The 12,145-nt window shown below is 71.0% G+C and carries 9 protein-coding genes; 2 read left to right on the top strand and 7 right to left on the bottom strand.

Features of this window, described 5'->3' with window-relative positions:
- Positions 1-43: 43 nt before the first annotated feature.
- From hutU to hutH, 4 genes are all read right to left on the bottom strand, one after another.
- Positions 44-1,699, bottom strand: coding sequence for a urocanate hydratase (gene hutU, locus E3T54_RS09255; RefSeq protein ID WP_134475424.1), 1,656 nt, complete (start codon positions 1,697-1,699; stop codon positions 44-46).
- Between the two features lie 75 nt (positions 1,700-1,774).
- Complete coding sequence (locus E3T54_RS09250; protein WP_134475423.1) at positions 1,775-2,461, bottom strand: IclR family transcriptional regulator; 687 nt, start codon at positions 2,459-2,461, stop codon at positions 1,775-1,777.
- Between the two features lie 174 nt (positions 2,462-2,635).
- A complete protein-coding gene (locus tag E3T54_RS09245) occupies positions 2,636-4,429 on the bottom strand; it encodes a peptidoglycan DD-metalloendopeptidase family protein (RefSeq protein WP_166804872.1) in 1,794 nt (597 codons plus the stop codon).
- 52 nt (positions 4,430-4,481) lie between these two features.
- A complete protein-coding gene (gene hutH, locus E3T54_RS09240) occupies positions 4,482-6,032 on the bottom strand; it encodes a histidine ammonia-lyase (RefSeq protein ID WP_134475421.1) in 1,551 nt (516 codons plus the stop codon).
- Positions 6,033-6,129: 97 nt separating this feature from the next.
- On the opposite strand from hutH, the gene E3T54_RS09235 reads away from it, so the two are divergent.
- Positions 6,130-6,957, top strand: coding sequence for an IclR family transcriptional regulator (locus E3T54_RS09235; RefSeq protein WP_134475420.1), 828 nt, complete (start codon positions 6,130-6,132; stop codon positions 6,955-6,957).
- 91 nt (positions 6,958-7,048) lie between these two features.
- On the opposite strand, the gene E3T54_RS09230 is transcribed toward E3T54_RS09235, so the two are convergent.
- Genes E3T54_RS09230 through E3T54_RS09220 form a run of 3 tightly spaced genes read right to left on the bottom strand, consistent with a single transcriptional unit; the run spans position 7,049 to position 9,703 of the window.
- Entirely contained in the window at positions 7,049-8,104 is a 1,056-nt protein-coding gene (locus E3T54_RS09230) for an alpha/beta hydrolase (protein WP_134475419.1), read from the bottom strand.
- 20 nt (positions 8,105-8,124) lie between these two features.
- The gene (locus tag E3T54_RS09225) at positions 8,125-9,270 is read right to left on the bottom strand and encodes an aromatic acid exporter family protein (RefSeq protein ID WP_134475418.1); all 1,146 of its coding nucleotides are present in this window, start codon (positions 9,268-9,270) and stop codon (positions 8,125-8,127) included.
- The gene (locus tag E3T54_RS09220) at positions 9,245-9,703 is read right to left on the bottom strand and encodes a GNAT family N-acetyltransferase (protein WP_134475417.1); all 459 of its coding nucleotides are present in this window, start codon (positions 9,701-9,703) and stop codon (positions 9,245-9,247) included. Before E3T54_RS09220 ends, E3T54_RS09225 begins: the two co-directional genes overlap by 26 nt.
- 260 nt (positions 9,704-9,963) lie before the next feature.
- On the opposite strand from E3T54_RS09220, the gene E3T54_RS09215 reads away from it, so the two are divergent.
- Positions 9,964-12,099, top strand: a complete 2,136-nt coding sequence (locus E3T54_RS09215; RefSeq protein ID WP_134475416.1) for a DEAD/DEAH box helicase — start codon at positions 9,964-9,966, stop codon at positions 12,097-12,099.
- Positions 12,100-12,145 lie beyond the last annotated feature (46 nt).

Raw genomic sequence — 12,145 nt, 5'->3', positions numbered from 1 at the left:
TCGATATGCGACCCCTCACGAGGGAAACGAGCCGGCGTGGTCATCAGGACTCCATCATCGGCACGCGGAGGCCCCGTTCCCTGGCGACCTCTTCGGCTCGCCCGTAGCCGGCGTCGACGTGGCGCATCACGCCGGTGCCGGGGTCGTTGGTGAGCACGCGCTCGATCTTCTCGGCGGCCAGCGCGGTGCCGTCGGCGACGATGACCTGGCCGGCGTGGATGCTGCGGCCGATGCCGACGCCGCCGCCGTGGTGGATCGAGACCCAGGTGGCGCCCGACGCGGTGTTCAGCAGGGCGTTCAGCAGCGGCCAGTCGGCGATCGCGTCGGAGCCGTCCTTCATGCCCTCGGTCTCCCGGTACGGCGAGGCGACCGAGCCGGAGTCGAGGTGGTCGCGGCCGATCACGATCGGTGCGCTGAGCTCGCCCGAGGCGACCATCTCGTTGAACTTGAGCCCGGCGAGGTGGCGTTCCTTGTAGCCGAGCCAGCAGATCCGGGCCGGCAGGCCCTCGAAGTGCACCAACTCCCGCGCCTTCGTGATCCACCGGCGCAGGTGCTCGTCCTCCGGGAACAGTTCGACGATGGCCTTGTCGGTGGCCGCGATGTCGGCCGGGTCGCCCGACAGCGCCACCCAGCGGAACGGCCCCTTGCCCTCGGCGAAGAGCGGGCGGATGTACGCGGGCACGAACCCGGGGAACGCGAACGCGCGGTCGTAGCCGCCGAGTTCGGCCTCGGCGCGGATCGAGTTGCCATAGTCGAAGACCTCGGCGCCGGCATCCTGGAACTCGACCATGGCCTTCACCTGCTTCGCCATGGATGCCCGTGCCCGCTCGGTGAACTCCTCGGGCTGGGCGGCCGCGTAGCTGTGCCATTCCTCCACGCTGACGCCCTCCGGCAGGTAGGAGAGCGGGTCGTGCGCGCTGGTCTGGTCGGTGACGATGTCGATCGGAACCTTGCGGGCGAGCAGCTCGGGGAACACGGTCGCGGCGTTGCCGACCAGGCCGACCGAGAGGGCTCGCTTCTCGGACTTGGCGGCGAGCACCCGGGCGATGGCGTCGCCCTGGTCGGTGGCCAGTTCGTCGAGGTACCCGTGGTCGACGCGGCGCTGCAGCCGGGACTCGTCGACGTCGACGATCAGCACGGCGCCCTCGTTCATCGTGACGGCGAGCGGCTGCGCGCCGCCCATGCCGCCGGCGCCGCCGGTGAGGGTGAGGGTGCCGGCCAGCGTTCCACCGAACCGTTTGGCGGCGACGGCGGCGAACGTCTCGTAGGTGCCCTGCAGGATGCCCTGGGTGCCGATGTAGATCCAGGAGCCGGCCGTCATCTGGCCGTACATCGTCAGGCCGAGGGCCTCGAGCCGGCGGAACTCCGGCCAGGTGGCCCAGTCGCCCACGAGGTTGGAATTGGCGATGAGCACCCGAGGCGCCCACTCGTTGGTGCGGAACACGCCCACCGGCTTGCCGGACTGCACGAGCAGGGTCTCGTCCTTCTCCAGTGTGGTGAGGGTGCGCACGATGGCGTCGTAGGCCTCCCAGTTCCGGGCGGCCTTGCCCGTTCCGCCATAGACGACGAGGTTCTCCGGGTGCTCGGCGACCTCGGGGTCGAGGTTGTTCATCAGCATCCGCAGCGCACCCTCGGTCTGCCAGCTCTTCGCGGTCAGCTCGGTTCCGCGGGCGGCGCGTACGGGGCGGGATTCAGACATCGGTGTCTCCTTGGGGTTTTCAGTCCGCCGAACTGTGAGTTTGGCACCTTCGTTGGCCCAATGAAGGTGCCAAACTCACAGTTCGGCGGGTGGGGCGGGGGCGGGGATGGGGGTGGATGCGCCGAGGCCGGCGGATACGCGGGCGGCCGCGGTGACGAGCAGGGGGCCGTAGCGTTCGATATCGGCGGGGGCGACCCGGTAGCTCGGGATGACCAGGCTGAGGGCGGCCACGACGCGATCGGCGGAGCGGATCGGGGCGGCGATTGCGGTGACATCGGTTTCGACGCCGCGTTCAACGACGACATAGCCCTCGGCGGGCGTCCGGCCGGCCAGCACCTGGCCGGAGGCCGACTGGTCGAGCGGAACCGTTCGGCCGACCCAGCTGGCGTGCCGGACCGAGTGCGTGCCCTCGACGATGGCGAGGTACAACGCGGTGTGGGCGTGGCCTTCGACACTCAGGTAGACGGATTCGCCGGTCGCGGCGACGAGGTCTTCCATCACCGGGCGACAGAGCGGGGCGAGGGACTCGTTGCTCAGGGACTGTGCGCCGAGTTGGATCAAACGGCTGCCCGGCCGGTAGCCGCCGTCATCGTCCTTCCGAACAAACCCGCTCGTCTCGAGGGTGCGCAACAGGCGAAGCGCGGTGCTCGGCGAGAGGTCGACGGCGCGGGAACTCGCGGACAGGGTGAGGCCGTCCCCATCGCAGATCACGGCGAGCAGGCTGAGGGCGCGTTCCACGGTGCGGGTGGATGACTCGGCCACGGTGCTGCTCCTTCGATGCTTGGTCTGTCACCTAGTAAAATACAAATGTCACGCAATGGCAAGACGTGGGCCGCGCACCGTGCCCCGCTCCGCGGATGAGGCGCCGGCGCCACGCCGACGCCGAACGCGCCCTACCGACGCCGAACGCCGACCGCCGAAACCGGTCGCGTCGGGTCAGCGGCCGAGAACGACTCCGCGCTCGGCCAGATACGCCTGGCCATCGACCCGCGAGCCGTTCACCCTCACTTCGAAGTGCAGGTGGCATCCGGTGGATGCGCCGGTGCTGCCGACGCCGGCAATGACCTCTCCGGCGATGACGGCGTCGCCGACCGCCACGAGGGTCTGGCCGGGGGCCACGTGCGCGTACCCGGTCTCCACCCCGTTGCCGTGGTCGATGAGGATCCAGTTGCCGTAGGTGCCCACGGAACCGACGGCCACGACCACCCCGGAGTTCGCCGCGTAGATCGCCGCTCCGCAGGATGCCCCGATGTCGGTGCCGTAGTGAACGGCGCCCACCCCGGGAACGGGTCGCGTGGGCCTGGGGCCGAAGACGTCGTTGATGCTGCCGACGGCGGGCGTCACCCAGCCCTGCGCGGTCGGTCGTCCGGCCGGCATCGCCGCGAGCGTGTTGGCGATCGGGGTCAGCCCGGACATCCCGACCGGAGCGCTGACGGACAGGAGGGTTAGCCGCGCGGTGGCGGCCTGCAGGGCGGCCTCGGCCGCCTGCATGGCGGTGAGGGTTTCTGCGATCGGGACGTTCTGCACGGTCTGCTGGGCCGTGGCCTCCTGCTCGGACAGGGAAAGCGCCCGCAGGGTGTCGGCCTCAGAGCGAGCGCGGATGGCGTCGATGCTGCCGGTCAGCTGCGCCAGTTTGTCGAGTGTGCCCAACTGGTACAGCAGGTCGGCGCCGTTCTGCGCGCCGAGCAGGACGTCGGCGGTCGCTGTGCCGGACTGGTGCTGCGCCAGGGATCGAATCAACGCGGCCAGGACACGCTTGGACGCATCAGCGGTGGCAGCGGCCTCCTCGGCCAGCGCGTGGACCAGGTCGACCCGGGCCAGGGCGGCGTCGAACTCGGCCTTGGCCGACGCGTAGCCGAGCTTCGCTGCGTCGTAGGCGGCCTGGGCGCTCGCCACCTCGGCCAGCGCTGCGGCATACGCTGCCGCCCGCTCCGCCGCAGTCCGTGCTGCTGCTGCCTGTTCCTGCGCTGCGCGTTCGGCCTCGGCGCGGGCGGCGGCTGCGGCGGCGGCGCGCTCCGCGAGCAGGGACGCTGACGGCCGGTTGACTTGCTGAGGGATGGGGTCGACTTCGGCCGCCGGAGTTGGCGGGGAAGGTGGAGCCGGCGGGGCCGGCGCATTGGGCGTGCCGGGCGCGGGGTCGGGATCCGGCTCCCCCGCGGGATCGGGGTCTGCGCCGGGATCGACCGTGGGTTCGGGATCCACCGCGGGTTCGACAGTGGGTTCGGGATCGACAGTCGGTGTCGGATTGCCGCTGGGGGCCGGGTCTGCGACGGGTTCGGGGTCCGTCCCGGGGTCAGGCTCTCCGCCGGGGCCGGGATCGCCACTGGGATCCGGCTCCACGACGGGTGGGGTGTCGGTGACGGGCGCCGGCACGGGGGCCGCGTCGACGAGAGGCGCCGTCGGGTCGGCGCCCGACAGGTCCGGGGTCGTCGGTACGACAGCCGGGTCGGAAATCGCCGGGTCGGAAATCGCCGGGTCCGAGGCTGCCGTCGGCGCAGGGTCGGGCGCGGAATCCGCTGCGCTCGCCATCGCGGGGGCCCCGAAGACCACGAGCGATACCGCGAGAACGACTGCGATCGGAAAGCCCATGCGGCGCGACATCCCGACGCCCGGGAGGCGCTGGGGGATACCGTTCGGCTGCTGCAACATCACGATCGTCAATCCATCTTCGGGGTATGGATGGTTCGGTGCGCCGGAGCAGGACAGGCCGGCGTGGCGCCAGTATCGCATGGGGGCATGGGGGGCACAACCACCCGTCTGGCGGTCCCCCCGGCGACGTCCGTCAGTGCAGGGCGGGGGCAACCTGCCCGGCGGCATCCCGCACCGCACCGGTCTGGACCAGCCCGACGATCGCCTCGATTTCCGGCGACAGGAACCGGTCGTGACCCGGCCCGTCGGCGACCGTGCGCACCAGGTCGCGCACGGTCGCGGTTGCCGGGCCGGGCAGCAGGGGCGCCCGCAGGTCGAGCGACCGGGCGGCGGTCATGATCTCGATCGCCAGCACGCGGCCCAGGCCGTCGATCGACTTGCGGAGCTTGCGTGCGGCCGCCCAGCCCATCGACACGTGGTCCTCCTGCATGGCCGACGAGGGGATCGAGTCGACGGATGCCGGCGCCGCCAGCCGCTTCAGCTCCGACACGATTCCGGCCGCCGTGTACTGCGCGATCATCAGGCCGGAGTCGACGCCGACCTCGTGGGCGAGGAACGGGGGGAGGCCCTTGTTCCTGGACGCGTCGAGGTGGCGGTCGGTGCGGCGCTCGCTCATGCTGGCGACATCCGCCGCGGCGATGGCGAGGAAGTCGAGCACGTAGCCTACCGGGGCGCCGTGGAAGTTGCCGTTGGACTCGACGCGGCCGTCGAGCGTCACGACCGGGTTGTCCACCGCGCTCTCGAGCTCCCGGCCGGCGATCATCGCGGCGTGGCCGGCAGTGTCCCTGGCCGCGCCGTGCACCTGCGGCGAGCAGCGCAGCGAGTACGCATCCTGCACGGTCGGGTCCTCGGGCCCGGCGTGGCTGGCGAGCAGGGGGGAGCCGGCAAGCAGGGCGCGCAGGTTCGCCGCGCTCAGGGCCTGGCCCACTTGGGGGCGGAGGGCCTGCAGGTCGGCGGCGAACGTGGCATCCGTGCCGAAGAGTGCCTCGACGCTCATCGCCGCGGCGATGTCGGCGGTCGTCAGCAGCAGGGCGAGGTCGTCGAGGGCGAGCACCAGCATGCCGAGCATGCCGTCGGTGCCATTGATCAGGGCCAGCCCTTCCTTTTCGGCGAGCACGACCGGTTCGATGCCGGCCGCCCGCAGGGCGTCGCCGGCGTGCAGCCAGGTGCCGGCGGCATCCCGCACCTCGCCCTCGCCCATGATCGCCAGCGCGCAGTGAGCCAGGGGGGCGAGGTCGCCCGAGCAGCCGAGCGAGCCGTATTCGCGCACGATCGGGGTGATTCCGGCATTGAGCAGGGCGGCGTAGGTCTGCGCCGTGGCGGGGCGCACGCCCGTGCGCCCGGTCATCAGCGTCGAGAGCCGCAGCAGCATGAGCGCGCGCACGACCTCGCGTTCGACCTCCGGCCCGCTGCCGGCCGCGTGCGACCGCACGAGGCTCGCCTGCAGCTGGGCGCGGCGATCCGCGGTGATGAAGGTCGTGGCGAGGGCGCCGAAGCCGGTCGAGATGCCGTAGTGCGGGTCGACGTCCTCGGCCAGCGCGTCGATGATGCGCCGGGTGGCGGCGACCCCCTCGAGCGCGGTCGGGTCGAGCGTGATCGGGGCGCCATGACGGGCCACGGCGACGACGTCGGCGAAGGACACCGGGCCTGTGCCCACGGTGACGGATGCTGCGGAGAAGGTCATACTCCGATTGCACACCACCGACGGCCCCGTCAGGACGTGTCTAGACTCGGAACCGTCCGGTATCCCGGACACTTCACGGACCGGGCAGGGCGAACGGATGGCGCAGGCGGAGGAATCGACACCGCCCCAGGGGTCGGCACGGTCCAAGGTTCCCGCGCACTCCAAGGTTCCCGCGGCGGAGGGCACGCTGCGCATCCTGTCCCACCTCGCGACCCAGCGCGGGCCGGTGCCCGCCTCCGCCATTGCGACCGCGCTCGGCCTGCCCCGGTCGACCGTCTACCAGCTGCTCGCCGTGCTCGCCGAGCGCGGCTTCGTCGTGCACCTGCCCGAGGAACGGCGCTACGGGCTGGGCCTGGCCGCCTTCGAGCTGAGCACGGGGTTCTCCCGCCAGGAGCCGCTCTCGCACCTCGGCCGCCCGCTGGTCGCGCAGCTCGTTGACCGGCTCGGCGAGAGCGCGCACCTCGTCGTGCTGCACGGCCGCGACGTCATCTACCTGGTCGAGGAACGCGCGCCCCGTCGACCGTCGCTGGTGACGGATGTCGGGGTGCGCCTGCCCGGACACCTCACCGCGAGCGGCCGCGCGCTCCTGGCCGCGCTGCCGGCGGCCCAGCTGCGGGCGCTGTACCCCAATGCGGCCGCCTTCCAGGAGCGGGACGGCCGGGGGCCGCGCACCTCGACCGAGCTGCGCCGCCTGCTCGACCAGGTGCGCCGCCAGGGGTACGCGCAGGAGGACGGCGAGATCACCGCCGGCATGGCCTCGGTCGCGGTGGCCGTGCGCGACCACGCCGGCTGGCCGGCCGCGAGCATCGCGGTGACCTTTCCCCGCGACGCGATCGCGGAGTCGGAGTGGCCGGCCCTGGCCGAGAGGATCTCGGGCACGGCGGCCGAGCTCTCCCGGCGCATCCGTGGCCGGCAGCCGGTCTGAGGGGAACGCCCCCGGGAGTCTCCCCGCTCAGTTGCGGACCAAGTACCTTCAATTTCACAACGAAGGTACTTTCTCCGCGACTCAACCCGTATTAGGTGCCGAGGTGCCGGTGCAGGAACGCGGCGACCTTCACGCGCATGGCCGCGTCGAGGATGCCGATCGAGTGCAGGGTGCCGGGCACGGTCACCAGCTCGTTCGGGATGCCGAGCCGGTCGAGCCTGGAGGCGTACCCGATGGACTGGGCGAGCGGGATGAACTCCTCTGCGGCCGCGCCGATGAAGACGGGTGGGTCGCTCGGGTCGAGTTCGCGAAGCGGCGATGCGGCGCCGGCCTGCGGGCAGTCGGCCAGCGAGTCGCAGCCGAGGTAGCTCTGCACGATCCGCTGCAGCCCGGCGGGCGCGTTGCCGACCACGAGCGCCTCGTGGCCCAGGTCGGTCGGACCGGAGAGCTCTGCGACCGCGGCGACGCGCGCGCCCTCGGTCAGGGACCCCGATCCGCGCGCGCCGAGGAGGGCGGCCAGATTGCCGCCGGCCGAGCCGCCGAACGCGCCGATGCGGTCGGGGTCGATGCCGTACTGCGCGGCGTTCTCCGCCTGGCGGATCCACTCGACCGCGAGGCCCAGGTCGTCGATGGCGGCCGGGAACAGGGCATCCGGCACGAGGCGGTAGTTCACCGAGTAGGCGACGAATCCCTCGCTTGCGAGCCAGGTGCACACGGCCCGCCAGTCGGAGTTGCCCTTGTCGCCGCGAGCCCAGCTGCCGCCGTGGATGGAGACGACGGCCGGGCGCAACCCACCCGCCTCGGCGTCGCCGGTGGGCGAGCAGACGTCGAGGGTGAGCAGCGCGCCGTCCGACTGGGTGCCGTACACGACATCCGTGGCCACGCTGATGCCGTCGGGCCGGCTGAAGGTGCGGATGCCGACGACCTCGGTCGTGACGAGTTCGCTCCGGGTGGCGCCGGGCTCGTCGGGCGTGACCGGGTGCAGTTCGGTGTGGAACCCGCCGAGGAGGACCGTGGCCGCCACGGCGATTCCGCCCGCGCAGGCGATGGCGAGAAGCCGGATGCGGCGGGACGGGCGACGACCAGGTCTCACGGCTGCTCCGGGGTGAATGGTGGGGGCGGGTGAGATGAGGATAGTTCCCCTCATGCCCCAACCGCGAATCCCCTTCAGGGGGCAGGGGTGGGGATGTCCTCGGCGTCGCGCTCGACGCTGGGGCGCAGGGCGACGAGGATGCGCCGCAGGTCCATGTCGATCGCGGACGCGGCGCTGATCGTCTCGGCTCCGGAGTGCCGCTGCCGCTCCAGCTCGGCCCTGAGCGATTTCAGTCCCGCCTCGGCCTCGTCGCGGGGCGGCGCCAGCACCCCGGTGCCGGAGTCCCACTCGTCCAGGATCCGGGCCACCGAGCGGATGGCGGCGCCGAGGGAAGGCCGCAGTTCGGCGGGCACCTCGACCGGGAGCGGGTCGCCCCAGACCGCCCCGGCGAGCACGTCGGTCAGGTTCCGCACATGGAAAGACACCGTCTCCAGCGCTGCCACGTCGTCATAAGCGGCCAGCAGGTCCCGGCGGTGGATGAGTGCGCGCGGGTTGCCCTTGCGGCTTTCGTCCGCCTGCATCACCGCCGCACGCACCTCGCTCGCCGTCCGGCTGAGCATGTCGCCGCGTGTCGCCCAGGCTTCGTGCTCCGGCGGCCAGCTCTCGGTCAGGGCTTCACTGATCTCGCGGAGGTGTCGGGCCAGGGTGGTGCGGAAGCGCGAGAGCTCTGCCGCGGCGGCGTCCTGCCTGAGCGGCGGCAGGATCAGCAGGTTGACGGCCAGGCCGACGGAAATGCCGAGGCACACCTGCACCAGGTACCCGATCGAGTACGAGTCCGCGTTCGGCCCTCCCACGATCAGCACGAACAACGCGGTGACGGGCACGAACTCCCGGGCCGTGGTGATCCGGCGGCTTCCCGAGATCAGGAATCCAATGCCGACCACGAGCGAAATCGTGAAAACATTCGGCTCGCTCAACAGGATGACCGCGCCCGCCAGGAGCACGCCGATGGCCAGCCCGGCCACGGTCTGCAGGCCGTTCTTCACCGAACCCATCAACGTGGGAGCCATGCTCACCAGCGCCCCGAGCGGGGCGTAGTACGGGTAGTCGTTGGCGACGCCCGGCAGATACGGCGCGATCGACCACGCGATCCCGACGGCGAGGGCGGCCTTTGCCGCCAGGAGAAGCTCCGGATGCCGCACCCCGGCTTTCAGCCATGCGGCGGCCCGCTTGCGGCGGCCGTCCTCCTCCCGGTCAGAGGCTTTTTGCGAAACAGACACTGAATTCCTCCCCGATGTACTGGCCGAACTGGGCGATCTCCCGGTAGCCCTGCCGGCGGTAGAGCGCGAGGGCGGCGGCGTGCAGCGGCCCGGTTTCGAGCACGACTTCGCGGATGCCGCGGGCGGCGGCATCCGCTTCGATCCGGACGAGCAGGGCGGCGCCGAGACCGCGCCCGCGGCCCTCCGGATGCACGAACATGCGCTTGAGCTCGGCCGTGTCGCCGGGGCTCGGAACGAGGGCGGCGATGCCGAGCGCCCGGCCGGTTTCGTCCCGTGCCGCATAGAAGGTCACGCCCCGCTGCTCGAGCTCGTCGACTCCGAGCAGGAAGTTGCTCTCCGGCGGATAGAGCGACTCGGCGTACTCCGCGCTCAGACCCAGGAGGGCCTCGATATCGTGATGCCGGGGTGATTCGATGGCGATCGTCGTACGCATTGATACAGGGTAAACCACGATTGTCCGTGACTTTCGGGCAACAATCGGGTAACGTAGACAAGTCGGCTCTTGACACCGCGCTATTTTCACGTGTGCGCGGATGGGTTTGTAAGTCAGGATGGGCCGGTTTCCCAGTAATCCGCTGGTGAAAAATCACTGTATGTGAACGGCCCGGCCATCGACTGCCCGGGTGCTCAGGTTGCGTCGCGTATGTGCGTCGTCGTTCTGCCATGTACTCAACACAACCCAGAAATACCGTTATGCCTTTTGACAAGAAGCCAGCAAAGAATTTCGACCCGAAGTACGCCTCGAAGGGCGGCCCCAGCAGGGGCGGGTCCAACTCGGGCAGCAAGAGCCCCGGTCATCGCGGCTACCGTGCTGACGAGGGTGCGCCCAAGAAGCAGCGTTGGAACGCGGACGAGCGCGCAGCCCGCGCCTCGGAGCGTCCGTCCGGCGATCGTCCGGCCTACGGCACCCGCAACGAGCGTCCGGCCACCGGCCAGCGTAACGAGCGTCCTGCCTACGGCGACCGCCCGAACCGCACCGAGCGTCCGGCCTACGGCGACCGCGCCCCGCGCACGGACCGCCCCGCCTACAACAAGGACCGTCCCGCGTACGGCGACCGCGCCCCGCGCACCGACCGCCCCGCGTACAACAATGACCGTCCGTCCTACGGCGACCGTCCGAACCGCACCGAGCGCCCGTCGTACGGCGACCGTCCGGCGCGCACCGACCGTCCCGCGTACAACAACGACCGTCCCTCCTACGGTGACCGCCCGGCACGCACCGAGCGTCCGTCGTACGGCGACCGTCCGGCACGCACCGACCGTCCGGCGTACAACAACGACCGTCCGTCCTACGGCGATCGCCCCAACCGCACCGAGCGCCCGTCGTACAACAACGACCGCCCCTCGTACGGCGACCGTCCGGCCCGCACAGACCGTCCGGCGTACAACAACGACCGTCCGGCCCGCACCGAGCGTCCCTCCTACGGTGACCGTCCGGCCCGCACCGACCGTCCGGCGTACAACAACGACCGTCCGGCCCGCACTGAGCGCCCCTCCTATGGCGACCGTCCGGCCCGCACCGACCGTCCGGCCCGCTCGGAGCGCGACGGCGGCCACTCCAGCAACTTCTACCCGGACCGCGACTCCAAGCCCAAATTCGCCGCCGGTGACGACGTCGTACTCGAGCGTCTCGAAGCCATCGCGACGACGGCATCCGATGTCGTTGGCGTGACCTTCGCAGACCTCGGCCTCGGCGAGAACATCGTGCGTGAGCTCGGACTGCTCGGCGCCTCGGCGCCGTTCCCGATCCAGGCCGCGACCATCCCGGATGTGCTCGCCGGCCGCGACGTGCTCGGCCGCGGCAAGACCGGTTCCGGCAAGACCATTGCCTTCGGCGCTCCCCTCGTGGAGAAGCTGCTGGAGAACAACGGCGCCAAGGACCGCAAGATGGCGCGCAAGCCCCGCGCGCTCATCCTGGCCCCGACCCGTGAGCTGGCCCTGCAGATCGACCGCACCATCCAGCCCATCGCCCGCAGCGTCGGCCTCTTCACCACCCAGATCTACGGCGGCGTCCCGCAGTACCGCCAGGTCAGCGCGCTCCAGCGCGGCGTGGACATCATCATCGGCACCGCGGGCCGCATCGAGGACCTGATCGAACAGGGTCGTCTCGACCTCAGCGAGGTCATCGTCACCGTCCTCGACGAGGCCGACTACATGTGCGACCTGGGCTTCCTCGAGCCGGTGCAGCGCATCCTGCGCCAGACCAAAAAGGGCGGCCAGAAGCTGCTCTTCTCGGCCACGCTCGACAAGGGCGTCGCCCAGCTGGTCAAGGAATTCCTGACCAACCCGGCGGTGCACGAGGTTGCCGGTGAAGACCAGGCCTCCTCCACGATCGACCACCGCGTGCTCATGATCGAGCACCGCGACAAGAGCGCCATCATCGGCCAGCTCGTCGACCGCCAGGGCAAGACGCTCATCTTCAGCCGCACCCGTGCGTACGCCGAGCAGCTCGCCGACCAGCTCGAAGACGCCGGCGTGAAGGCGACCAGCCTGCACGGCGACCTGAACCAGGCCCGCCGTACCCGCAACCTGGCCATGCTGACCAGCGGTCGCGTCAACGTGCTGGTGGCAACGGATGTCGCAGCCCGCGGCATCCACGTGGACGACATCGACCTGGTCATCCAGGCCGACGCTCCCGACGAGTACAAGACGTACCTGCACCGCGCCGGCCGCACCGGCCGCGCCGGCAAGAACGGCACGGTTGTGACGCTCATCCCGAAGCAGCGTCGCCGCCGCATGGACGAGCTGCTGGGCCGCGCCGAGATCGAAGCCAGCTTCGACTCCGCCACGCCTGGTGACTCGGCCGTCAGGGAGCTCGCGAACATCTAGCACCCGCTCACCGATCAGGGGCATCCACCATTGGGGGGATGCCCCT

This window comes from Cryobacterium sp. Sr8, from assembly GCF_004403225.1.
In the GTDB taxonomy this organism is placed as follows: Bacteria; Actinomycetota; Actinomycetes; order Actinomycetales; family Microbacteriaceae; genus Cryobacterium; species Cryobacterium psychrotolerans.
The sequence above is the reverse complement of the archived record's forward strand: the minus strand, read 5'-3'. Positions and strand labels throughout refer to the sequence as shown.